The organism is Novosphingobium sp. SG707, from assembly GCF_012275515.1.
Classification (GTDB): Bacteria; Pseudomonadota; Alphaproteobacteria; order Sphingomonadales; family Sphingomonadaceae; genus Novosphingobium.
On sequence record NZ_JAAZQL010000006.1, the window covers coordinates 215,330 to 237,476 of the forward strand.

Sequence of the window (22,147 nt, forward strand, 5' to 3'; positions counted from 1 at the left end):
TCTTACTTTGCGGAGGGCTTTTGGGCTGAGGACTTGTCATGGGCCTTGATGCCCTGCGGCGTGCTGTCGGGCACGGCCACCACGACCTGACCCGGACGGATCTTGCCAAGGCCTTGCGTGATCAGCTTGTCGCCCGGTTTCAGACCATCGGTCACCACCCATTGGTCGTCGATCGTGCGGTCGGCGGTCACCTTGCGGATCTCGGCCTTGCTGCCCGCGCCCAGCACCATCACCGTGGCGCCCCCACGCGGATCGCGGCTGAGCGCGCCCTGCGGCACCAGCACGACCTTGCTCTGCTTGCCCTGCGACACGCGCGTGCGGACAAACAGGCCGGGCAGCAGCGTACCGTCGGGATTGGCGAATTTGGCGCGCAGCGCGACCGTGCCGGTGGTGGTGTCGACCGTGACTTCGGAAAATTCCAGCGTGCCCGGGATCGGATATTCGCTGCCGTCCTCAAGGATCAGCTTGACCTTGCCGACTTCCTTGATGCCGCCATCGGCAAATTCCTTGCGCAGCTTCATCAGGCTGGCGCTGCTCTGCTGAATATCGACATAGATCGGGTCCAGCGTCGAAATCACCGAAAGCGGATCGGTCTGGTTCGCCGTCACCAGCGCGCCCTCGGTATAAAGCGAGCGGCCGATGCGGCCCGTGATCGGGGCGGGGACAGTGGTAAAGCGCAGGTTGACCTTGGCGGCGTTGAGCGCGGCGCGATATTGCGCGACCGAGGCGGCGCTGGTGCGCGCGGCGGCGGCGGCATCAGTGTAATCCTGCTGGGCCACGGCCTGATCCTGCGCCAATGGCTTGTAGCGGTCGGCTTTGACCTTGGCGGCCTCGGCGCTGGCCTGCGCGCTCACCAGATTGGCGGCGGCCTGATCGGCGGCGGCGCGATAGACGCTGGGGTCGATCTGATAAAGGGGCTGGCCCTGATGGACCAGTTGGCCTTCGGTGAACAGGCGGCGCATCAGCACGCCCGACACCTGCGGGCGGACCTGGCCCTGGCGATAGGGGGCGGTACGGCCCGGCAGTTCTATTTCGAGCGGAACCTCGGTCAGCGTGACCTGTGAAAAGCCGACCTGCGGGGTCTTTTTGTCGCGTTGCGGGCCGCCCGAACACGCGGACAATGCCAGCGCAAGGCTGACAGCCAGCATGGCAGGCCCACCCGCAAGGGAGGCAAGGCGACGGCTATGAAACATGGAGGGCCCCCGGTACTGATACAATCGTTCTATAGCTTGCGGCTTTCCGGTCACAGGCCACAAACGTCAAGGGTGCCAAAGGAGCAGAATGTCGGAAAAAGGGTAATTATTTGTCGCAAGGCATACGCTGTTTCGCTCACTTTACGGCCATTCGGTAAAATCACGAGGCCGGGGCATCGCTGCGGGAAACAAAACCGCTTTCATGCGTTGTCGTCCCTTGCGGCTGTGCGGCCGGTTCCTTGGGGGCCGTGGATGGCTCGGGCGCCGCTGCAGAGGCGGGCAGGACCGTGATCCGCACCGCATCGCGCGCGGCCAGATAGCGCCGCGCAGCGGCCTGCACCGCCTCTGGCGTTACGGCGCGCAACCTTTGCGCCGCATGGACCTGACGCTCAATCTGATCGGGCTCGCTCTGGGCCAGCGCGACGATGCCCAGCCAGCCGCCATTGGTGTTGAGCGTGTTGTCGATCGTTTCCAGCAAGGGCTGACGCGCGCGCAACATCAGATCCTCCGAAGGGGGTGTTTTGACCAGTGCCTCCACCGCCTCGTCAATCGCCTGCTTGGCCACATCCACGCTGTTCACATCGACCGACGCGGCCACCGCGAAAGTGCCGTAATCGCGCCACACCCGGCTCAGATCGCTGCTGGCGCTGGGCGAATAGGAACGGCCCAGTTTCTGGCGCAAGGTTTCGGTCAACTGGATGCGCACCACCCGCTGCAGCATGTTGAACACCTGCTTTTCATTGGGATCGCGATCATCGCGCGTGGGCCACACGTCATAGATCAGCGCCTGATCCGCAGGCCCGGTATGCGTCAGAGTGCGATCCCCCCTCCGGCTGGTAAAGGGCCGTTTGCGCTGGTCATCATACTGGCGAAACTCGGCCTCGCGCGGGGGCAGCGCGCCAAAGGTGCGCGCCACATCGGCAATCGCGGCCTCCTCGTCCAGATCGCCGACAAGACCGATCTCGATGGCCCCATGCTGCAGGCGCTCGCTGATATCGGCCTTCAGCTTGGCAAAGGTCAGGCCGCGATAAGCGGTGACGGGCTGCAGCGTAAAGCGCGGGTCATTGTCCGACAGAATGCCGCCGATGGCGCTCTGCAACGCGCTGCTCGGCGTGGCGCGCAGGCGCAGGAACATCGTGTTGGCGTTCTGGTGAAAGATATTCTCGCCCTCCTGCCGATAGCCCGGATCGGTGATCAGCGCGGCCATCATCTGAAGCTGGAGCAGGAGATCCTTGGGCCGTGTCCCCGCCGATGCGTTGAAACTGTCGCCCGTGGCGGTCAGGCCAAGGCTGACCAGATGGCCTGCGGTCAGCGACTGCATCTCGTCCAGCGTATGTTTGCCAAGGCCCCCCGTGCCCATCATCGCGGTCATTTCCACGGCCAGCGGATTGCCGCTGGTGGCCAGCATCTGTCCGCCATCAATCGCCATATGCACCAGCACCGATTGCCGCGAAAGTGTGGTGCGCTTCAGGTTCAGCCGGACGCCATTGGCAAAACGGATCTCGCGGATGCCGAAATAGGGCTCGCGCTTGTCCTCAACCACGCGGCCCGGCGCGCCGAAATCGGTATAGGCAAAGGGGGCGGGCGGCGGCTCCATGATCGTGGGCAGGGGGGTGGTGGATGCCTCGTTCCACGCCGTGCGGATGGCGTCGGCCCCGCCATCGGGCGCGCGCCGTCCGGTAAAACGGATCAGCGGATTGTCGAGTTCAGCCATATCGGCCTTGACGGCAGCCAGCACGCGCTCGGGCGTCAGACCGGGGGTCTGCGCCTTGATGAAGGCCAGGTTGGCGTTCGGATCGGACGGGATCGCCCCTCCGCGCAGCATCCCCAACGCCGCATTGGCCAGCGCCACGCTGCCCTGCGTTTCCTCGCGCGCCGCCGCCGTTTCGGCAAGGCTGGTCAGCACCGCTACCTGCTCGTCGATCTCGCGCTGAGTAAAGCCCTGCTCGATCGCGCGGCGCACCTCGGTGGTCGCGGCGGTCAGCGCGCGGCGCCAGCGTCCGTCGATCGAATCGACATTGATCGCCGTATCGCGCCCGGCGTGGAAAATGTCATTCGTACCGAATTGCGCCGCGCGGAAGGGCGGATCGAGCCGCCGCGACAATTTCTGCAGCCGCCGGTTGATGATGGCATAGCCCACCGTGCCGGCCAGACCTTTGCGTCGGTTGGCCCATGTGTCGGGCTCGTCGCGCCATGCGCTGCGCCGGGTGATGGTGATATGTTCGGACAGCGAAGGGTCGAGATAGATCGAATTGCGCCCCGCATCGGCCCCGTCAATCGGCCCCGCCGAAGGTTGCGGCGCGGCGGGCGATGGTGCCCAGTCGCCAAAACGGGAGCGGATCTCGGCCTCGACCGCGGCGACATCGAAATCGCCCACCATCACCAGCACGGCCTTTTCCGGCACATAATTACGGCGCCAGAACGCGCGCAGCGCTTCGGCCGTGGCTCCGCCCAGCGTTTCCTCGGTGCCGATGGGGCTGCGTTGCAGATAGCGCGATTTGGGATCGACAAAGGCGTAGCGGTCCTGCGCCTCGCGATATTGCCAGTTATTGCGGTCGCGCTTTTCCGACAGGATCACGCCGCGCTCATTGCTCACGCTCTCGGGCGAGATGGTCAGTTCGCCCGCCGTTTCGCGCATCAGCATCAGGGCCGTGTCGATCAGATCGGGCGTGTTGCGCGGCAGGTCTAAATGATAAGTCGTCGTTTCATAGGTGGTAAAGGCGTTGGTATGCGCGCCAAAGGCCAGCCCCTTGCGTTCTAGCAGGCGCACCATCTCGCCCTGCGCGACATGGGTGCTGCCCTGAAACGCCATATGTTCGACGAAATGGGCAAAGCCGCGCTCCTGCTCGCCCTCGTCCAGCGAGCCGACATCAAAGCGCATCCGCACCGCGATTTCGCCCTTGGGCGTTTCATTGTGGCGCAGGATATAGCGCATGCCGTTGGGCAACTGGCCAAAGCGATAGGCCGGGTCGGGGGCAATATCGCTCTTTTGAAACGGCCATGTGCCGATATTGGCGGCGATGGCGCGATGCGCCACGCCATGTTGCGGCAAAGGCGCCGGACGCGCCCACAGCGGGGCGGCAACCAGTCCGAACAGGGCGGCTCCGAATAGGGCGGCAGGGGCAAACGAAGTACGAAGCGGCTTCATGGCCTCAGAGTAAGGGCGAAAGCCGCGCAGGGGAAGCGGACAATTGTCGCCGGATCCTCCGGGCGCAGGAACCGCATCGGCCAGTTTTATCCGTTATCGAAGCGTTTATGGCGCAACCGGATAATTGCGGATACGAGATCCAGGCCGGACCCAACTCACAGGATTGGCCGCATACAAAAAGGGGCGCCCCGGTGTGGAGCGCTCCCTTTGTTCAGACCCGAAAGCCGCCGGCTTACTTGCCGCGCAGCTTGCGATGGTGGTTCAGGTCGAGAACCTCGCTCGGTCCTTCATTGTCGAGCAGGCCAAGACGGCGCGCGACTTCCTGATAGGCTTCTTCCTCGCCGCCCAGATCCTGACGGAAGCGGTCCTTGTCCAGCTTCTCGCCCGAATTCATGTCCCACAGGCGGCAACCGTCGGGGCTGATTTCATCGGCCAGGATCACACGGCTGTAATCGCCATCCCAGATACGGCCGAATTCGAGCTTGAAGTCGATCAGACGGATGTTGATCGCCGCAAACATGCCGCACATGAAATCGTTGATGCGGATGGCCATGCTGGAAATGTCCTGCATTTCCTCATTGCTGGCCCAGCCGAAGCAGGCGATGTGCTCTTCGGCGATCATCGGATCGCCCAGCGCATCGTCCTTGTAGTAATATTCGATCAGCGTGTGGGGCAGCGGCTCACCCTCGGGGATGCCCAGACGCTTGGAAATCGAACCTGCGGCCACATTGCGCACCACCACCTCGATCGGCACGATCTCGCACTGGCGCACCAGTTGTTCGCGCATGTTGAGACGGCGGATAAAGTGGGTCGGGATGCCGATATGGTTCAGGCGGGTGAACACATATTCGCTGATGCGATTGTTGATCACGCCCTTGCCGTTGATCGTGCCCTTTTTGAGCGCGTTGAAAGCGGTGGCATCATCCTTGAAATACTGGATGATCGTGCCCGGCTCAGGACCCTCGTAAAGGATCTTGGCCTTGCCTTCATAGATCTGACGGCGACGCGACATGGGCTTTCCCCTAATTCCTGACTGGATCGGCGATACATGCCTTTGGCGCCCAGCGCCGCCAAAAGGCAAGCCCCGGAATGCGGAAAAATTCGGCGACAATACCGCCGGACTCCGGGAAAGGGCGGGCCTTTAGCCGAAGCAGGCCCCGGCATCAACCTTTGTCCGACACGCTTTGTCGAGATTGAACGATAGGGCTGATGCTTTTAGGTAAAAAATCGGATTGAAAACCGATACAATCCGCGTTGCGCGGGGGGCGGCCCGTTTTTAGCCTCGGGGCATGAAACAGGATCTGATCCCCTATTATCGCCGGATGGCCGGGCTTTTGATGGCGCTTTGGGCCGCGCCGCTTTGGGCGCAAACCTATGGCGGGGTGGACCCGGCGGGCTCCGGCCCCATTGTGGGCGCGCTGCGCTGGGTCCAAGGCACGCTGATGGGCTCGGTGGCCACGGTGGCGGCGGTGGTGGCCGTGGCGGTGGTGGGCATGATGATGCTGACCGGACGGATCAACTGGCGATACGGGGCGAGCGTCATCCTTGGATGCTTCGTTCTGTTCGGCGCGGCCAGCATCGTGGCGGGCATTCAATCGGCGGCGGGGATGGGGCAATGAACGGACGTTCCGCGCCATCCTCGGCCCCTCTGGCGCGCGATACGCTGTTTGTGGGGCTGACCCGGCCCCAGATGTTCGCGGGCGTCACATGGTCGTTTTTCGTGCTCAATCTGGTTGTCTCGACCGAGGCGTTCCTGCTGCTGCGCTCGGCATGGGTGGTGGCGTTGGCCTTGGGGGTGCATGGGCTGGGGGCGCTGGCCTGTTTGCATGAACCGCGTCGGTTCGATCTCTGGATGGTCCGCGCCATGCGCTGTCCGCGCGTGCGGCATTACCGGTTCTGGCAATGCAATTCCTATCGGCCGTAAAGGCCCCCGATTACGCCGGAGAGGCGGCGGCAGGCGCGCATCTGCCTTATTCGCATATGGTCGATGATGCCACGCTGGCGCTGCGCGACGGGGCGCTGATGCAGGTGATCCGCATCGACGGGCTGATGTTTGAAACCGCCGATGGCGATACGCTGAACTATCGCAAGGACATGCGTGAGGCGATGCTGCGGGCGATCGGCTCCTCGCGCTTTGCTCTCTATCACCATATCCTGCGTCGCCGGGTGGAGCCTGAGCTGGGGGGCGCTTTCCCTGATGCCTTCAGCGCGGGGCTGGACGAGGCATGGCGCGAAAGGCTGGCGGCGCGGCGGCTCTATGCCAATGACTTGTTCATCACCGTCATCCGCCGCCCGGCGCGAGTGCGGCGCCTGTGGAGCCGGGCGCAGGGGGCGGAGATGGCGGGGGAACGTCGCGCGCTGGAGGCGGCGGTGGAACAGGTGCTGGCCGCGCTTGCCCCCTATGGCGCGCGGCGGCTGGGGGCCTATGACGCGGGCCATGGCGTGTGCAGCGAGCTCCTCGAATTTCTGGGCGCGTTGTTTCATGGCGATATGGCGCCGATGCTGCTGCCCCATGGCGATGTCGGCCATCATCTGCCTCGCGCCCGCGTCTCCTTTGGTCAGGATACGCTGCAAATCGGGCATGGTTTTGGCGCGATGGTTTCGATCAAGGACTATCCGGGGCAGACCACGGCGGGGATGCTCGACGATTTGCTGCGCCTGCCCTGTGCGATGAGCATCAGCCAGAGTTTTGCCTTTGTGGACCGGGGGGAGAGCCTTGGTCGGATGAACCGCGCGCTGCGCCGGATGCGCGCCGCCGATGATGAGGCGATCAGCCTGCGTGAGGAACTGACGCAGGCCAAGGATGAAGTGGCGGCAGGGCGCGCCGGTTTTGGCGAACACCACCTGAGCGTGCAGATCATGGGCGAGGATCAGCGCGAGGTCGATGCGGGCGTGGCCGAGGTGCTGGCGGCGCTGGGCGATCTGGGCATCGTGGCGGTGCGCGAGGATGTGGGGATGGAACCGGCCTTCTGGGCGCAGTTTCCGGGCAATTTTGCCTATATCACCCGCCGCGCGCTGATCGGATCGGCCAATTTCGCCGCCTTTGCCAGCGGGCATAATTTCCCGCTGGGCCGCGCGCGGGGCAATCCGTGGGGCGATGCTGTGGCCCTGTTTGAAACCACGGCGGCGGGGCCTTACCATTTCAACTTTCACGCCGACGGCGATCTGGGCAATTTCACCGTGATCGGCCCCAGCGGTAGCGGCAAGACCGTCATCACCAATTTCCTCCTTGCACAGGCGCGCCGCTTTGACCCGCGCATCGTGCTGTTTGACAAGGATCGCAGCGGGGAAATCTTCATCCGCGCGATGGGGGGCGCCTATGAGGCAATGCGGCCCGACCGGCCCTCCGGCCTCAATCCGCTGCGCCTGCCCGATACGGCGGGCAACCGGACGTTTCTGCTCGACTGGCTGGGCTGCCTTGTCGGCGGGCTGCGCGATGCGGCGGAAATGGAGGTTATGCGGGCGGCGGTGGAGGCCAACTATCTGGCCCCGCCCGAATTGCGGCGGCTGCGCCATTTTGCGGCGCTGCTGCGCGGGGGGGCGCGGCCCACGCCCGATGATCTGGCGGCGCGGCTGCGGCCATGGTGGGGCGGGGGTGAACATGCCTGGCTGTTTGACAATGAGGGGGCGGACAGCCTCGATCTGACGCATGATGTGGTCGGGATCGACATGACGCTGGTGCTGGACCATCCGGTGCTGCGCACGCCGTTGATGATGGCGCTGTTTCATTTGGTGGACGCCAAGCTGGACGGCATGCCCGCGATCATCGTTGTGGATGAAGGATGGAAGGCGCTGGATGATGACATCTTTGCCGGGCGGCTGCGCGACTGGCTGAAAACCATTCGCAAGCGGGGCGGCATTCTGGGCTTTGTCACGCAAAATGCCGAGGATGCCTTGGCCAGCCGGATCGCGGGGGCGATCGTCGAGCAGACGGCGACCCAGATCTTCACCGCCAACCCCAAGGCGCGGGCGGTGGATTATGTCGATGGCTTTGGCCTGACCCTGCATGAGTTCGAACTGGTGCGCGCGATGCCCGATGCGGCGCGATGCTTTCTGGTGAAACAGGGCGGGGAGAGTGTGGTCCTGCGCCTTGCGCTCAATGGCGGGGCGCGCTGGCTGACGGTGCTGTCGGGGCGTGAGGCGCATGTGCGGCGGCTTGATGCCATCCGGGCTGAGGTGGGGGATGATCCGGCCTGCTGGCTGCCGCGCCTGTTGGGGGATGGATGATGGCCGATTGCGGAGCGTTCGATCCTTCCGGGCCTTATGTGGGCGGGGTTTTGGCGCTGGCCGATTGCCGGGCGCTGGGGCTGGCGCAGGATGGCTGGCGGGTGTTGGGCGGCAGCGCGTGGTTAACTGCCGCTTTGACGATTGCCGTGGCGTTGATCGGCTATCGGTTGATGCTGGGGCAGGCGCGCGGGCGCGACGGGCTGATGCTGGCGCTGCGCATCGGGGTGGTGCTGGCGCTGACCACGCAATGGCCCGCGTGGGAGGCGGTGGCCTATCGCGTGGGGATCGAGGGGCCGGAGAGCCTCGCTCTTTCGGTGATCGGCGCGGATGGTGCGCGTTATGGTCTTGCGGCGCGGTTTGATGGAATCGCAGGCGATCTGGACGAGGCCCTGCGCATGGATGCGGCCCAGACCGCCGAGGACAAGGTGCAACAGGGCGGCCATGTCTTGTCGAGCGAGGCGCGTGGCCAAGTGGCATGGGCCAGTGGCTGGCTGACGGGGGCGGCGCTGGCGGGGCTGATGGCGCCGCGTTTGGTGATCGCGCTGCTGCTGGGGCTGGGGCCGCTGTTTGTGGGCGCGCTGCTGCTGGTGGGCGCGCAGGGGCTGTTTGTGGGCTGGGTGCGGGCCGTTGCAGGAGCGATGCTGGCGGCGGTGGCGGGGGCGATGGTGCTCGGGCTGGAACTGGCGGTGATCGGGCCACAGGTGGCGGGGTTGCTCGGCGCCTTGGGGGGCGATGGGGCCAATGCGATAGCGGGGCGGATCGCCTCGGGGGCGGGGTTGTTTGCGGTTTTGCTGGGGGCGGTGGCGCTGGGGGTGATGCGGGCGGCCTTTGCGATCCGTTTGCCCGAAGGCGTGAGGCGTGAGGAGCGGGTGGTTTCGTCTCCCTTCTACGCAGCAGTATCAGCGCAGACGACCGGTTCGTACCGGACCCGGCAGACCAACAGCACCACTCGCGCGCAACATATTGCGCAGGCCGCCATGCGCAGCCTGTGCCGCGAGGAAATGCACATTGAACGAAACAGCGAGCGGGCGAACGCCGCATGGGTACCTTTGGGCCAAACGGGCGGCGCGGCAGCGCGGCGGATGGGCCGGATCTCCGGCGCCGCGCGCCGGCGGGATGCGCGAAACGGGAACGGGGCGGCATGAGCGAGGAAACGAGGATCGCCTATTATCAACAGGCCGACAGTTGGGCGCGGCAGCGTGATACGGCCTATGCCCGCTCGGCGCGGCGGGCGTGGATCGTGGCGGGCGTCGCGGTGGGCGTGGCGGGGCTGGAGGCGCTGGCCATTATCGCGCTGACTCCGTTGAAAACCGTGGTGCCCTACACGCTGCTGGTCGACAGCCACACCGGTTTTACCCAGACGCTGGAGGGCATCCATCCCCAGACGGTTCGCCCGGACGCGGCGCTGACGCAATCGCTGCTGGTGCAATATGTTATCGCGCGCGAAGGCTATGATGCCGCCACGGTCGAGGAGCAGTATCGCAAGGTTGCCCTGTGGTCGGCCGACGCGGCGCGGCGCGACTATCTGGCGTTGATGCAGGCGGGCAATCCGCAGGGGCCGATCAGCCTCTATGGCCGCGCCAAGGTGGTGCATGTGGGCGTGGAGAGCGTGACGCCGATGGGCGCCGGTCAGGCGATGGTGCGCTATTGGGCGGAGAGGCCGGAGGGGCGCGATTACTGGGTGGCGCTGGTGCATTACCGCTTTTCCGGCGCGCCGCAGCGGATGGAGGATCGGATGATCAACCCGCTGGGCTTTCAGGTGACCGCCTATCGCCGGGATCAGGAGGCGCCTCCAGCCGCGCCTGTCGCCGTGCCCGCCGCGCCGCGCCCCGTGGCCCCAGCGGAAGCCGTGCGAGAGGTTGCGCCTGATGCGCCGCAGCCGCGCCCCTATCCTTTCCGCAATCCTCACCGGGCGCCCCAGATCGTGCAGCCGGGCGGAGGAGAGCCATGATGCGCCTGCTGCTCGCCCTTGCCCTGATGGGGGGCACGCCCGCCGTAGCCGAGATCACGCCGCGCGCGGGCGGCGGCGATCCGCATGTGCAGACGGTGGCCTATGATCCGGACGAGGTGGTGGCGCTGCGTGTGGCCAATGGCTTTGCGCTGACGGTGCGGTTCGGCGCGGATGAGCGGATAGAGACGGTGACGCTGGGCGATGGCGCGGGATGGGTGGTGCAGACCAACAAGCGGGCCGACAGTCTGATTATCAAGCCGGTTGGCTATGCGCCGACGACCAATTTGACGGTGTTGAGCGATGCGCGGGCCTATAATTTCACCCTTTATGGCGCGGCGCCGGGCGAAGGGGTTCAGCCCTATCTCCTGAGCTTTACCTATCCCGTGCCGGTGGCGGCGGGGCCGGTGGTTGTGGGGCGCTATCGGCTGGGCGGGGATCAGGCGCTCTGGCCGGTGGAAATTGGCGATGATGGTGCGGTGACGCGGATGCGCTGGGCCGAGGGGGCGGCGATGCCTGCGGTCTATGGCGTGGGAGCAGGGGGGCGGGCGCTGGTCAATGGCGCGATGCGCGATGGGTTCTATGTGGTCGAGGGGGTCTATGCGCGGCTGACCTTCATCGCGGGCCATGCGCGGGCCGAGGGGCGGAGGATCGTGCCATGAGCGACCACCCGATGACAGGGCGCGATATTCGCCCGAAAGTGGCCCCGCCGCGCGATATGCTGCCCTTTCCGGTGATGCTGGGGGTGGCGGGCGCGCTGGGGCTGGGCCTGTTCGTCTGGATGCAGGGGCAGAGGAAGGTGCCGCCCGAGCCGCAGGCGCAGGTCATGCTGAGCGTGCCGCCGCCGCTGGTGCTGCCGGTTGATCGGGCGCCGGTTGTGGTGGCGCATCCGGTGGTGTTGCGTCGGACAGCGCCCTCGCTCCCGCCACCTCCGCCGCCGGTGGCCTATATGCCTCCTGCGGCGGCTTTTACCTCGCCAGCCTATGCGCCGTCTGCGCCGCCGCGTCCGGCGGCCAATCGCGAATCCGCGCTGGTGATCGACAATACGGCGGGCATGGGGGCGGCGGTTCAGGGCGCAAAGCCTGAAGGTTCCGCGCCGGTCGATGACACCGCCCATGCCACTCTGATCCGCAGCCGGGCCAGCACGATCCCGCAAGGGACGATCATGGCCGCCACGCTGGAAACGCCGCTCAATTCCGACCGGCCCGGCTTGGCCCGTGCCATCATCAGCGCCGATGTGCGCGGGTTTGACGGGACGCGCGTGCTGATCCCGCGCGGCAGCCGGTTGATCGGTGAGTTCAAGGCCGACAATAGCCCGGGCAAGCGGCGGGTGATGGTCTTGTGGAACCGCTTGATCCGGCCTGATGGGGTGGCGATCCGCATTGCCTCGCCCGCCAGTGATGCGATGGGCGGGGCCGGGATTGCGGGGCGGGTGGATACCCATGCGATCGAAAGGCTGGGCAGCGCGGTGCTGCAATCGGCGCTGACGCTGGGCGTCAATGTCGCGACGGCGGAGGTCAGTCGGGGCGGCACCTCGGTCTATCTGGGCGGGGCGGGGCAAAGTCTGGGGCAGCAATTGGTGCCCTCGGTCAATCGCCCCGCCACGGTGAAGGTGAGCGAGGGGGCGGTGATCGCAGTGCTGGTGGCGCATGATCTCGATTTTGCCGGAACGCCGGGGGTGCGATGATGCTGACGGCATGGCTGGCGCCTTTCGCGCCCTTTCTGGCGCAGGGGGATGTGACCGATATTTTCGTCAACCGGCCCGGTGAAATCTGGGTGGAGCGGATGGGTGGAGGGATGGAGCGCCATGCCATGCCCGAGGTGGACGAGGTGCGGCTGTGGCTGATCGCGCGGGGTGTGGCCGGGATCAGCCATCAAGGCATCAGCCGCGAGCATCCGCTGATGGCTGCCACACTGCCCGATGGTGCGCGGGTTCAGGTGGTGGCCCCGCCCGCCGCGCGCGAAGGGATGGCGATGGCGATCCGCAAGCATGTGGTGGCCGATCTGGGGCTGGACGATCTGGGCGCGCAGGGGATGTTTGACGGAGCGCAGTTTCGGCAGGGGATGGCGCCGTCTGCGCCTGTACCCGCGCCGGGGGATGGGCAGGGGATGGGCGATTATCTGGCCGCGATGGTGCGCGAACGGCGCAATATCCTGATTTCGGGGGGGACGTCGAGCGGCAAGACGACGCTGCTCAATGCCCTGATCCGCGAGATCCCGCATGGGGAAAGGTTGGTGACGATCGAGGATACGGCGGAGCTGAGTGTGCCCCATGCCAATGCGGTGGGCCTGCTGGCGGTGCGCGGCGCGATGGGTGAGGCGCAGGTGGGGGGGGAGGATCTGTTGCAGGCATCGCTGCGGATGCGGCCCGACCGGATCATGCTGGGCGAGTTGCGGGGGCGGGAAGCCTACAGTTTCCTGCGCGCGGTCAACACCGGTCATCCCGGTTCGATGACCACGATCCATGCCGACAGCCCGGAGGGCGCGATCGAGCAATTGGCGCTGATCGTGTTGCAGGCCGGGCTGGGTCTGGGGCGGGGGGATATTGTGGATTATGCGCGATCAGTAGTCGATGTGGTGGTGCAGTTGGAGCGGCGCGATGGCGTGCGGCGGGTCAGCCGGATCATCACCACGCGAGGTGCGGCGTGACGGGTCGTGTAGGTCTGTTCATTGCGGGAGGGCAGAAATGCGGGACCACCAGCCTGCATGCCTATCTGGCGCAGCATCCCGAAATTTGCGCTGGGCCCAAGGAGTTGCATTTTTTCGACGATGAAGGCGTCGATTGGGCGCGGCCCGACTATGCCGCCTATGAGGCGCGGTTTGTCGGGCCGGGGATGCGCGTCGATGCCACGCCGATCTATGGCTTCTGGCCTGGCGCGATGGAGCGGATTGCGGCCTATAATCCGGCGGCGCGGCTGATTTTTCTGAGGCGCGATCCGGTGGAGCGGGCATGGTCGCAATGGTGCATGGAATATGCGCGCGCGGATGAGGCCATGCCCTTTGCCTGCGCCATCCGCGAAGAACGCAGCCGGATCGCGGCGGGAGAGGTGGGCTTGCGCCATCACTCTTATATCGAGCGCAGCGCCTATGGGATGCAGGTGGCACGGGCGATGGCGTTGTTTTCCCGGCGGCAATTGCTGTTCATCGAAAGCGCGGAACTGGCGCGCGATCATAAGGGCGTGTTGGCGCGCGTGGCGGCTTTTGCCGGGGTGTCGCCGTTTGGCGCGGTGGAGCCTTTGCGGCGTAATGCGCGGGCCCAGATGGATTATCCGGCCCCGCCGGACGCGGCGGATCGGGCCTATATTATGAAGAGGCTGGCCCATGATCGGGTGTTGTTTGAACGGTTGACCGGGATTGGCGGGGCGCGCGCGGTTTGATAGGGCTGGCCCGATATGACCGAGGATACGCCAGCCCAAACCCGCGCACGCCTTTTGCTGGCGGCCGAAACGCTTGTTGTGGGCGAGGGTGTCCATGCGCTTTCCGTGAGACGGATTGCCGGGGCGGCGGGGGCCAATTCGGCGCTGATACGTTATCATTTTGGCGGCACGGACGGGTTGCTGCGCGAACTGGCGCTGCGCAATGGGGCGATGATTGCCGATGCTCGAACCGACTGGCTGGCGCGCGGCGAGGGGTTTGAGGCCAGCGTCGATGCGCTGATCCAGCCCCTATGGGCGCAGGCGGCGATGAGCGGGGATTATCGCGCCATAGTGGTTTTGGACGAGATTTTTTCGCGCGCTGCGCCTGCGCTGCATGACGAGATATGGGCGATGTTTGCCGATGGCGTGGCGCAGGTGAAGGCGCGATTGGCCGCCGCACTGCCGGGGGTGGATGAGGCGACGCTGGGCTGGCGGATTCGGTTTGTGACGGCCGCTGCGCTGGATGTGCCGCCGCGCGATGCAAGGCGCGAGGGGCGTGAGAGCCGGGATGATAGGCTGATGCAGTTTCGCCGCTTTGCGCTGCACGCCCTGGGGGATTTATGAGCCAGACGACGATTTTTGAAGTGATGTCGGGGCTTTGCCGCGAGCTGGGCGCGATCAATCTGGGGCAGGGATTTCCGGATATGGCGGAGCCGCCCGAGGTGATCGGCGCGGCCCAGCGGGCCTTGGTGGAACGCAGCAATCAGTATCCGCCGATGCGCGGCCTGCCCGAATTGCGCGGGGCGGTGGCGGGATTGTATGGCGTTTCGTCGGCGGAGGTGATCGTGACTTCCGGTGCGACCGAGGCGCTGGCCAGCGCGATTCTGGCGCTGGTGCGGCCCGGTGACGAGGTGATCTGCGTTCAACCCTTATATGACGCCTATTTGCCGCTGGTGGCGCGGGCGGGGGGCGTGGCGCGGCTGGTCAATCTGCGGCCTCCGGCGTGGAGCCTTGATCTCGACGAACTGGCGGACGCGATTACCGAGCGGACGCGGCTGATTATCCTCAACACGCCCAACAATCCCACCGGCACTGTGCTGGATCGCGCGACGCTGGAGGGGATCGGCGCTCTGGCGCAGCGGCATGGGATTTATGTGCTGTCGGATGAGGTGTGGGAGGCGACGGTGCTGGATGGCAGCAAGTCGCTTTCGGTGCTGGATATTCCCTCGCTGCGGGACCGGTCGGTCAAGGTCGGGTCGGCGGGCAAGATCTTCTCGCTGACCGGGTGGAAGATCGGTTGGGCGGTGGCCGCGCCCGAATTGGCCGAGCGCGTTGCGGCCAGTCATCAGTTCATCACCTTTACCACCCCCACCCCGCTGCAATGGGCCGTGGCCGAAGGGCTGGCGCTGGGCGAGGCCTGGTTTGCCGCGCATCGCGCCCGCTATGTCGCGAGCAAGGCGCGGCTGGTGAGCGGGCTGTCGCAGGCCGGGTTCTGCGTGTTGCCCTGTGTGGGGACGTGGTTTGTGACGGTCGATCTGGCGGCTTCAGGTCTGCCCACGCAGGATGAGGCTTTGGCTCAGCGCTTGGTCCGTGAGGCGGGCGTGGGGTCGATCCCGGTGTCGGCCTTCTATGCGGATCGGCCGGAGCGGGGCTATCTGCGGCTGTGTCATGCCAAGCGAGGGGAGACGCTGGATCAGGCGGTGGAGAGGTTGGCCGGGTTTAGGGCGGGGTTTGTTTAGGGTAAGGATGCCTCCGGCGGGCAAAGGGCGGGGGCCCTTTGCAATCCCTTTAATTTGGCGCTTGGTTTGCGGGTGTGGTGCTATTTTCCGCGAAGCGGTTTAAAAGCCTGCGGCGCGGCAATCTCTCGCAAGGTTGAACCCGTGGCGCAACGAAGACAGTCATGGGATTGCAAAGGGTCGAGACCCTTTGCCCGCCGGAGGCACCTAAACCTCAACAAAAAAGACCGGCGAGAAGTCTCCTCCCCACCGGCCTCTTCTCCGATAACTCAAGGAATATCAGCGCTTAGCCAGCCATTCCTCAAGCCACTTGATCGTGTAATTGCCGGTCTTGAAATCATCCACGTCCAGCAGCGCCTGATGGAGCGGGATGTTCGTTTTCGGCCCCGTGATCGCCATTTCCTCAAGCGCGCGCTTGAGGCGAAGGATCGCGCCCTCGCGGGTGCGGCCATAAACGATCAGCTTAGCGATCATCGAATCGTAGTAGGGCGGGATGCGATAACCGGCGTAAAGCCCGCTATCGACGCGCACATGCAGGCCGCCCGCCGCGTGGAAATTCTCCACCAGCCCCGGCGAGGGAGCGAAGGTGAAGGGATCCTCGGCGTTGATGCGGCATTCGATGGCATGGCCACGGAATTCCAGCTCTTCCTGACGCACCGAGAGCGGCAGGCCATCGGCAATGCGGATCTGTTCGCGCACGAGGTCGACGCCGGTGATCGCTTCGGTAACGGGATGCTCCACCTGAAGGCGGGTGTTCATCTCGATGAAGTAGAACTCACCGTTTTCCCAGAGGAATTCGATCGTGCCCGCGCCGCGATAGCCCATGTCGGCCATCGCCTTGGACACGATACCACCCATGCGTTCGCGTTCCTCCGCGCCGATCACCGGCGAGGGGGCTTCTTCCAGCACCTTCTGGTGGCGGCGCTGCAGCGAGCAGTCACGTTCGCCCAGATGGATGGCATTGCCATTGCCGTCGCCAAACACCTGGAATTCGATGTGGCGCGGGTTGCCGAGGTACTTCTCGATATAGACCGTTGCGTCGCCAAAGGCGGCCTTGGCCTCGCTGCCTGCCTGCTGCATCAGCGTTTCGAGCTCGTCCGGCCCGGTGCAGACCTTCATGCCGCGACCGCCGCCACCACTGGCCGCCTTGATGATGACCGGATAGCCGACATCTTCCGCGATCAGCTTGGCGTCCTCGATCTCCGAGACCGCGCCGTCAGAACCCGGCACCAGCGGCAGACCCAGCGCGCCAGCGGTGCGCTTGGCCTCGACCTTGTCGCCCATCGTGCGGATATGTTCAGGCTTGGGCCCGATCCAGATCAGGCCATGCGCCTCGACGATTTCGGCAAAGCGGGCGTTCTCCGAAAGGAAGCCATAGCCCGGGTGGATCGCATCGGCGCCGGTGATTTCCGCCGCGCTGATGATCGCCGCCACGTTCAGATAGCTGTCCTTGGCCGCGGGCGGGCCGATGCAGACCGCATGGTCGGCCAGCCGCACATGCATCGCATCGGCATCCGCCGTCGAATGCACAGCCACCGTTTCGATGCCCATTTCCCGCGCCGCGCGATGGATGCGCAGAGCGATTTCGCCGCGATTGGCGATCAGGATGCGTTTGATGGCCATAATTCTATCAGCCGATCACAACCAGCGGCTGGTCAAATTCGACCGGCTGCCCGTTTTCGATGCTGATCGCCTTGATCGTGCCAGCCACAGGGGCGGTGATCGGGTTCATCACCTTCATCGCTTCCACGATCAGCAGGGTGTCGCCCGCCTTGACAGTCTTGCCGATGGAGATGAAATCGGGCGCGCCGGGTTCGGGCGCCAGATAGGCAGTGCCGACCATCGGCGATTTGACCTGCGTGCCTTCAACCACGGCAGGAGCAGCCGGGACCGCAGCGGCAGGCGCAGCCGCCGCAACCGGCGCGGCGGCGGGCGCCATAGGCAGCGCGGGCGCATAGGCCGGAGCCGCCGCAGCAACGGTGACGTTGCGCGCGACGCGGATTTTGCGGCCGCCATCGGCCACTTCGATTTCGGTCAGGCCCGTATCGCCCAGCAGAACCGCCAGCTCGCGCACCAGCGCTGCATCGACGTTCATGCCGGATTGGATGTCGCGGCCCGTTTCAGTTTTGTCGCCCATGAAATCCCCTTGGCGATGGTTTATCAGGCTTGGCCCCTATCCCTACGGCCGTTATCAGGCAAGGGGAAACCGGGCGTTTACCAAAGGCAAGCCACCCGCAGGGCCATATTCCGGGCGATTTTACAGGATAACCGCCGCATCCAGCGCGATCAGATAGGATTTCGCGCCAAAACCGGCGATGGTGCCCTTGGCGGCCATGCCGATATAGCTTTTATGGCGGAATTCCTCGCGCGTGTGGGGATTGGAGAGATGGACCTCGATCACGGGCAGTTGAATGGCCTTGATCGCGTCATGCAGCGCGACCGACGTATGCGTATACCCGCCTGCGTTCAACAGTACCGCCTTGGCGCCGGTGGCGCGGGCCTCGTGCAGCCAGTCGATCAGATCGCCTTCGTGGTTCGACTGGCGGCAATCCACGGCAACGCCCAGTTCGGCCGCCCGCTTGGCCAGGCTGGCGTCAATATCGGCCAGCGTGTCATGGCCGTAAATCTGCGGCTCGCGCGTACCGAGCAGATTGAGATTGGGGCCGTTGAGGACGAAAATGGTCGTTGCCATGGAAAAGCCTGCCTGAAACTGTTTGCGTTGCAGGCGTCATACAATGTCGCGTCGAGCGGGCAAGGTTCAGCGATCCGTTCCGGCCACTTTGCCCCATTGGCGCGCGGCGGTATAACCCAGATAACCGGTGCCGAACAAAGCGTAGAGCCCATCGGGCAGGCTGTTGAGCCAAAGCTTGACGCCATTGCTGATGGCCGCCGCCACCGGCGCGCTGATCGCCGAGAGCAGGCCCATCGGCAGGCTGAGCAGGATCATGCCGTACATAAGATAGAGAAAGCTGGGCCGCGCCCGGCTGACATAGCGGTCGGGGCAGGCGGCTTCGATCTGGGCCGGTTCAAGCTCGGGCAGGCCATTGGCGGGCGGATCGGCTGATTCGGGCATGGGGGTTCTCCTGTTGGGGAGAATGAAATAACCAAATCGGTTTACGTAGGAAATCGGGCAACAAAAAAGGCGACCGCCGCTTGGGCAATCGCCTTTTTGAAACCAATTGGTCGGGACGAGAGGATTCGAACCTCCGACCCCCACACCCCCAGTGTGATGCGCTACCAGGCTGCGCTACGTCCCGACCTTGGTTGTTTCCGATGGGGCGTTGCCCTGCCGGAGGCGCGCCTATAGGAGGGCTTTTTCGGCATGGCAATCATCTTTTTGCATTTTTCTGGCAATTTTTTTACCTTGCTGATCAGGGCTTGGGTCAAAACCCAGGCATTTCGGGCATTACGCACGCCCATGCCCCGTCACATTGATATGATCCGGATAAGCTGCTAGGCGCACGGTCACTTCGGGGGAGGCGCGAGAAGGCGGATTTATCCTGCCTGATCGGCCAGATCCGGTTCCTGTTATTCCTGCGCAAGGGTGTTTTCCCGTGTCGATCCAAACGCTTTCGCTTCTTTCCGCCGCCGCCGCCGGTGGCCAGCCCCCCGCTTGGCTGCAATTCCTGCCGCTGGTGCTGATGGGCATTGTCATGTGGTTCCTGTTCCTGCGCCCGCAGATGGCCCAGCAAAAGGCCCAGAAGGCCAAGCTGGAAGGGATCAAGAAGAATGACATGGTAATTACCGGCGGTGGCCTGCTGGCCAAGGTGGTCAAGGCCGACGACGACTACCTCGAACTGGAAATCGCCCCCAACACGCGCGTGCGCGCCGTGCGGGCAACCATTTCGGACGTGGTCGTGCCCGGCACGGGCAAGCCCGCCAACGACTGATGACATAGACGCCCCCAGCTTGAACCGGCTGTGGGGCGTTCTTATGTGCGCTGCCTTGGCCCCTTTTCGGGCCGCTTTTCATTTCTAGAGCCGGATGAACCCATGCTCGATTTTCCCCGCTGGAAACAGCTTTGGTACTGGGCGCTTACGCTGCTTTGCGTGGCCGCCGCCGTGCCTTCGATAGTGTCATGGGCCGGGGGCAACTGGCCCTCCTCGCTGCCCAATCCCAAGATCAACCTTGGCCTCGACCTTGCCGGCGGCAGCCACCTGTTGCTCGAAGCCAATGCCGATCAGGTGGTTTCGCAGCGCCTTGAAGGCAAGGAAGAAGAAGTGCGCGCCGCCCTGAAGAAGGCCGGCAATGTGCATTACGGCGACATTTCCACCAAGGGCGGCGTGCTCTCCTTCATGGTGGCCAGCGCCGCCGAAGTGGACGCCGCTCGCGAAGTGCTGGTGCCGCTGACCAATGGCGCGGGGCTTTCAGGCAAGCGCGACTGGGATATTCAGGTGGTCGACACCACCCGCTTCGTGCTGACGCCGACCAAGGAAGGCATCGCCGACGCGATCGACAAGGCGATGGAAACCGCCACCGAGGTGGTGCGCAAGCGTATCGACGCCATGGGCACGCGCGAGCCGACCATCATCCGTCAGGGCGCCGACCGCATCGTGGTGCAGGTGCCCGGCCTGTCGGATCCGGCCGCGTTGAAGGCCCTGCTGGGCCAGACCGCCAAGCTGGAATTCAAGCTGGTCGATCAGAACGGCATGGCGGGTGGCGTTGCGGCCCCCGGCGATGAAATCGTGCCCTTTGCCAATGGGCAGGGCGCGATTGCGGTCAAGCGTCTGGGCGGCATCAAGGGCGACCGCCTGACCAATGCCACGCAGAGCTTCAGCCAGCACAATGAGGCGGTCGTCTCGATTACCTTCGACAATCAGGGCGGCGAACAATTCGCCCGCCTGACCAGCCAGAATGTCGGCAAGCCTTTCGCCATCATTCTGGACGGCAAGGTGCTCTCGGCCCCCAACATCAACGAGCCGATCATGGGCGGCAGCGCCCAGATTTCGGGCAGCTTTACCGTGGAAAGCGCGAACCAACTGGCGATTGCGCTGCGTTCGGGCGCGCTGCCGGTGGACCTGAAGGTGGTTGAGGAACGCACGGTCGGCCCCGACCTTGGCGCCGATTCGATCCACAAGGGCATGATCGCCATGGTGGTGGGCACCGCGCTGGTGGTGATCTTCATGGCTGTCACCTACGGCCGCTTCGGTATCTATGCCAACACGGCGGTCATCATCAACGTGCTGATGATTCTGGGCATCATGGCGGTGTTCAACACCACACTGACGCTGCCCGGCATTGCCGGTTTCGTGCTGACCATCGGCGCGGCGGTCGACGCCAACGTGCTGATCAACGAGCGCATCCGCGAAGAGCGGCGGCGCGGGCGCAAGGTCGTGCAATCGGTCGAGCTGGGCTACAAGGAAGCGAGCCGCACCATCTTTGACGCCAACATTACCCACATCATCGCCGCTGTGCTGATGTTCGAATTCGGCTCCGGCCCGATCAAGGGTTTTGCCGTGGTGCTGATGATCGGTATCGCGACCTCGGTGTTCACCGCCGTTTTCCTCACCCGCATGTGGGTGGCGGGCTGGCTGCGCCGCGCGCGCCCGTCCGACCTGCATATCTGATAGGGGTGAATTTCCATGCGTTTGCTTAAACTCGTCCCTGACAACACCAATCTCCACTTTTTGAAGTGGCAGTGGCCGACCACGATCATCTCTGTCCTGCTGATGCTGGGCAGTTGGACGCTGATGTTCACCCATGGGCTGAACATGGGCGTGGACTTTGTGGGCGGCCAGATGATCCGCGTGACCTTTACGCAAAGCCCGACCGCACCGATCGCGCAATTGCGCAGCGAGGTCGAGACGCTGGGTTATGGCGAGCCGATCATCCAGACCTTTGGCAAGCCCAACGAGATCTCGATCCGCCTGCGCCTGCCCGAAGGGTCGGACAAGGATGCGGCTCTGGCCGATGCCATGGCCAAGAAAATCACCGCCAACATCAAGCAGAACCACGCCGATGCGCGCGTCGATGGCGTCGATTCGGTGTCGGGCAAGGTCTCGAAGGAACTGGGCTGGACCGCGTTCAAGGCGCTGGGTTTTGCCAGCCTCGCGATCTCGATCTTCATCTGGTATCGCTTTGAATGGCAGTTCGGCGTCGGCGCGCTGGTGAGCCTTGTGCATGACGTCTCGCTGGTGCTGGGCCTGTTTGCGGTCACGCAGATGGAGTTCGACCTGACCATCGTGGCGGCGATCCTGACGGTGATCGGCTATTCGCTCAACGACACGATCGTGGTCTATGACCGCATCCGCGAGAATCTGAAGAAGTATCGCAAGATGCCGCTGGAGGAATTGCTCGACCTGTCGGTGAATGAAACGCTGGCGCGTACGGTGGTGACCTCGGGCACGATGCTGATCACGCTGATTGCGCTGCTGCTGCTGGGGCCGAAGGTGATCTTTGGTTTCTCGGCGGCGCTGATCCTCGGGATCTTCGTGTGCACCTATTCCTCGATCTATGCCGCAGCGCCCATGCTGATCTGGCTCAAGGTCAACCCGACCAGCTTTGTGCCGGGTGAAGGGGCGAAGGATGAGGCGCCTTAA

20 protein-coding genes, 1 tRNA gene and 1 pseudogene are annotated in these 22,147 nt (G+C 64.6%); 14 read left to right on the forward strand and 8 right to left on the reverse strand.

The features are described 5' to 3' along the window. Window positions 1-2: 2 nt before the first annotated feature. From FHW92_RS17710 to purC, 3 genes are all read right to left on the reverse strand, one after another. Window positions 3-1,193: an efflux RND transporter periplasmic adaptor subunit gene (locus FHW92_RS17710; protein ID WP_168604601.1), complete on the reverse strand. Its 1,191-nt coding sequence runs from the start codon at window positions 1,191-1,193 to the stop codon at window positions 3-5. A 160-nt stretch (window positions 1,194-1,353) separates the two neighbouring features. Next, entirely contained in the window at window positions 1,354-4,341 is a 2,988-nt protein-coding gene (locus tag FHW92_RS17715; protein ID WP_168604602.1) for an insulinase family protein, read from the reverse strand. Window positions 4,342-4,573: 232 nt separating this feature from the next. Beyond that, window positions 4,574-5,353 (reverse strand): phosphoribosylaminoimidazolesuccinocarboxamide synthase, encoded by a 780-nt coding sequence (gene purC, locus FHW92_RS17720; RefSeq protein WP_168604603.1) that lies wholly within the window; start codon window positions 5,351-5,353, stop codon window positions 4,574-4,576. Between the two features lie 277 nt (window positions 5,354-5,630). Between purC and FHW92_RS17725 the strand changes: the two genes are divergently transcribed. From FHW92_RS17725 to FHW92_RS17775, 11 genes are read left to right on the forward strand one after another with little or no spacing between them, the layout of a single operon-like run. Further along, a complete protein-coding gene (locus tag FHW92_RS17725) occupies window positions 5,631-5,960 on the forward strand; it encodes a TrbC/VirB2 family protein (RefSeq protein ID WP_282599797.1) in 330 nt (109 codons plus the stop codon). After that, window positions 5,957-6,265, forward strand: a complete 309-nt coding sequence (locus FHW92_RS17730; RefSeq protein WP_168604604.1) for a VirB3 family type IV secretion system protein — start codon at window positions 5,957-5,959, stop codon at window positions 6,263-6,265. Before FHW92_RS17725 ends, FHW92_RS17730 begins: the two co-directional genes overlap by 4 nt. After that, the gene (locus tag FHW92_RS17735) at window positions 6,244-8,568 is read left to right on the forward strand and encodes a VirB4 family type IV secretion/conjugal transfer ATPase (protein ID WP_168604605.1); all 2,325 of its coding nucleotides are present in this window, start codon (window positions 6,244-6,246) and stop codon (window positions 8,566-8,568) included. The genes FHW92_RS17730 and FHW92_RS17735 overlap by 22 nt, the downstream gene beginning before the upstream one ends. Beyond that, window positions 8,565-9,713, forward strand: coding sequence for a type IV secretion system protein (locus FHW92_RS17740; protein WP_210428567.1), 1,149 nt, complete (start codon window positions 8,565-8,567; stop codon window positions 9,711-9,713). The genes FHW92_RS17735 and FHW92_RS17740 overlap by 4 nt, the downstream gene beginning before the upstream one ends. Beyond that, window positions 9,710-10,519: a VirB8/TrbF family protein gene (locus tag FHW92_RS17745; RefSeq protein ID WP_168604607.1), complete on the forward strand. Its 810-nt coding sequence runs from the start codon at window positions 9,710-9,712 to the stop codon at window positions 10,517-10,519. Before FHW92_RS17740 ends, FHW92_RS17745 begins: the two co-directional genes overlap by 4 nt. Further along, on the forward strand, window positions 10,516-11,178 hold the full coding sequence (locus FHW92_RS17750; protein WP_210428568.1) for a TrbG/VirB9 family P-type conjugative transfer protein: 663 nt from the start codon (window positions 10,516-10,518) through the stop codon (window positions 11,176-11,178). Before FHW92_RS17745 ends, FHW92_RS17750 begins: the two co-directional genes overlap by 4 nt. Continuing rightward, window positions 11,175-12,203, forward strand: coding sequence for a TrbI/VirB10 family protein (locus tag FHW92_RS17755; RefSeq protein ID WP_246870244.1), 1,029 nt, complete (start codon window positions 11,175-11,177; stop codon window positions 12,201-12,203). Before FHW92_RS17750 ends, FHW92_RS17755 begins: the two co-directional genes overlap by 4 nt. Beyond that, a complete protein-coding gene (virB11, locus tag FHW92_RS17760) occupies window positions 12,200-13,165 on the forward strand; it encodes a P-type DNA transfer ATPase VirB11 (RefSeq protein WP_168604609.1) in 966 nt (321 codons plus the stop codon). Before FHW92_RS17755 ends, virB11 begins: the two co-directional genes overlap by 4 nt. Beyond that, a complete protein-coding gene (locus FHW92_RS17765) occupies window positions 13,162-13,893 on the forward strand; it encodes a sulfotransferase (protein ID WP_168604610.1) in 732 nt (243 codons plus the stop codon). Before virB11 ends, FHW92_RS17765 begins: the two co-directional genes overlap by 4 nt. A 15-nt stretch (window positions 13,894-13,908) precedes the next feature. Continuing rightward, a complete protein-coding gene (locus FHW92_RS17770; protein ID WP_168604611.1) occupies window positions 13,909-14,496 on the forward strand; it encodes a TetR/AcrR family transcriptional regulator in 588 nt (195 codons plus the stop codon). Then, window positions 14,493-15,611 (forward strand): aminotransferase class I/II-fold pyridoxal phosphate-dependent enzyme, encoded by a 1,119-nt coding sequence (locus FHW92_RS17775; RefSeq protein ID WP_168604612.1) that lies wholly within the window; start codon window positions 14,493-14,495, stop codon window positions 15,609-15,611. Before FHW92_RS17770 ends, FHW92_RS17775 begins: the two co-directional genes overlap by 4 nt. 276 nt (window positions 15,612-15,887) lie before the next feature. Here the strand turns inward: FHW92_RS17775 and accC are convergent, their stop codons facing one another. The 5 genes and pseudogenes from accC to FHW92_RS17800 all read right to left on the reverse strand — a co-directional run bounded on the left by accC (window position 15,888) and on the right by FHW92_RS17800 (window position 18,865). Further along, window positions 15,888-17,231 carry an acetyl-CoA carboxylase biotin carboxylase subunit gene (gene accC / locus FHW92_RS17780; protein ID WP_168604613.1) on the reverse strand — a complete coding sequence of 448 codons (1,344 nt, stop codon included), beginning with the start codon at window positions 17,229-17,231 and terminating at the stop codon, window positions 15,888-15,890. Between the two features lie 7 nt (window positions 17,232-17,238). Then, entirely contained in the window at window positions 17,239-17,745 is a 507-nt protein-coding gene (accB, locus tag FHW92_RS17785; protein WP_246870245.1) for an acetyl-CoA carboxylase biotin carboxyl carrier protein, read from the reverse strand. Window positions 17,746-17,865: 120 nt separating this feature from the next. Then, complete coding sequence (gene aroQ / locus FHW92_RS17790; RefSeq protein WP_168604614.1) at window positions 17,866-18,300, reverse strand: type II 3-dehydroquinate dehydratase; 435 nt, start codon at window positions 18,298-18,300, stop codon at window positions 17,866-17,868. 66 nt (window positions 18,301-18,366) lie between these two features. Further along, window positions 18,367-18,621: pseudogene (locus FHW92_RS17795) on the reverse strand (3TM-type holin); the annotation flags it as partial. Window positions 18,622-18,788: 167 nt separating this feature from the next. Further along, window positions 18,789-18,865: transfer RNA gene (locus FHW92_RS17800), tRNA-Pro, on the reverse strand. Between the two features lie 297 nt (window positions 18,866-19,162). Between FHW92_RS17800 and yajC the strand changes: the two genes are divergently transcribed. The 3 genes from yajC to secF all read left to right on the forward strand — a co-directional run bounded on the left by yajC (window position 19,163) and on the right by secF (window position 22,147). Continuing rightward, complete coding sequence (yajC, locus tag FHW92_RS17805) at window positions 19,163-19,498, forward strand: preprotein translocase subunit YajC (protein ID WP_349237706.1); 336 nt, start codon at window positions 19,163-19,165, stop codon at window positions 19,496-19,498. A gap of 102 nt (window positions 19,499-19,600) precedes the next feature. Next, window positions 19,601-21,175, forward strand: a complete 1,575-nt coding sequence (gene secD / locus FHW92_RS17810; protein ID WP_168604616.1) for a protein translocase subunit SecD — start codon at window positions 19,601-19,603, stop codon at window positions 21,173-21,175. 15 nt (window positions 21,176-21,190) lie between these two features. Further along, window positions 21,191-22,147 carry a protein translocase subunit SecF gene (gene secF / locus FHW92_RS17815; protein ID WP_168604617.1) on the forward strand — a complete coding sequence of 319 codons (957 nt, stop codon included), beginning with the start codon at window positions 21,191-21,193 and terminating at the stop codon, window positions 22,145-22,147.

What these genes read in the sequence shown, in the direction of transcription:
- FHW92_RS17770 (WP_168604611.1), top strand. Translation starts at nt 13,909, where the DNA reads ATGACCGAGGATACGCCAGCCCAAACCCGCGCACGCCTTTTGCTGGCG.
- accB (WP_246870245.1), bottom strand. Translation starts at nt 17,745, where the DNA reads ATGGGCGACAAAACTGAAACGGGCCGCGACATCCAATCCGGCATGAAC.
- FHW92_RS17745 (WP_168604607.1), top strand. Translation starts at nt 9,710, where the DNA reads ATGAGCGAGGAAACGAGGATCGCCTATTATCAACAGGCCGACAGTTGG.
- FHW92_RS17725 (WP_282599797.1), top strand. Translation starts at nt 5,631, where the DNA reads ATGAAACAGGATCTGATCCCCTATTATCGCCGGATGGCCGGGCTTTTG.
- FHW92_RS17735 (WP_168604605.1), top strand. Translation starts at nt 6,244, where the DNA reads ATGCAATTCCTATCGGCCGTAAAGGCCCCCGATTACGCCGGAGAGGCG.
- FHW92_RS17740 (WP_210428567.1), top strand. Translation starts at nt 8,565, where the DNA reads ATGATGGCCGATTGCGGAGCGTTCGATCCTTCCGGGCCTTATGTGGGC.
- FHW92_RS17730 (WP_168604604.1), top strand. Translation starts at nt 5,957, where the DNA reads ATGAACGGACGTTCCGCGCCATCCTCGGCCCCTCTGGCGCGCGATACG.
- FHW92_RS17750 (WP_210428568.1), top strand. Translation starts at nt 10,516, where the DNA reads ATGATGCGCCTGCTGCTCGCCCTTGCCCTGATGGGGGGCACGCCCGCC.
- FHW92_RS17775 (WP_168604612.1), top strand. Translation starts at nt 14,493, where the DNA reads ATGAGCCAGACGACGATTTTTGAAGTGATGTCGGGGCTTTGCCGCGAG.
- purC (WP_168604603.1), bottom strand. Translation starts at nt 5,353, where the DNA reads ATGTCGCGTCGCCGTCAGATCTATGAAGGCAAGGCCAAGATCCTTTAC.
- secD (WP_168604616.1), top strand. Translation starts at nt 19,601, where the DNA reads ATGCTCGATTTTCCCCGCTGGAAACAGCTTTGGTACTGGGCGCTTACG.
- aroQ (WP_168604614.1), bottom strand. Translation starts at nt 18,300, where the DNA reads ATGGCAACGACCATTTTCGTCCTCAACGGCCCCAATCTCAATCTGCTC.
- FHW92_RS17715 (WP_168604602.1), bottom strand. Translation starts at nt 4,341, where the DNA reads ATGAAGCCGCTTCGTACTTCGTTTGCCCCTGCCGCCCTATTCGGAGCC.
- FHW92_RS17755 (WP_246870244.1), top strand. Translation starts at nt 11,175, where the DNA reads ATGAGCGACCACCCGATGACAGGGCGCGATATTCGCCCGAAAGTGGCC.
- secF (WP_168604617.1), top strand. Translation starts at nt 21,191, where the DNA reads ATGCGTTTGCTTAAACTCGTCCCTGACAACACCAATCTCCACTTTTTG.
- FHW92_RS17710 (WP_168604601.1), bottom strand. Translation starts at nt 1,193, where the DNA reads ATGTTTCATAGCCGTCGCCTTGCCTCCCTTGCGGGTGGGCCTGCCATG.
- accC (WP_168604613.1), bottom strand. Translation starts at nt 17,231, where the DNA reads ATGGCCATCAAACGCATCCTGATCGCCAATCGCGGCGAAATCGCTCTG.
- virB11 (WP_168604609.1), top strand. Translation starts at nt 12,200, where the DNA reads ATGATGCTGACGGCATGGCTGGCGCCTTTCGCGCCCTTTCTGGCGCAG.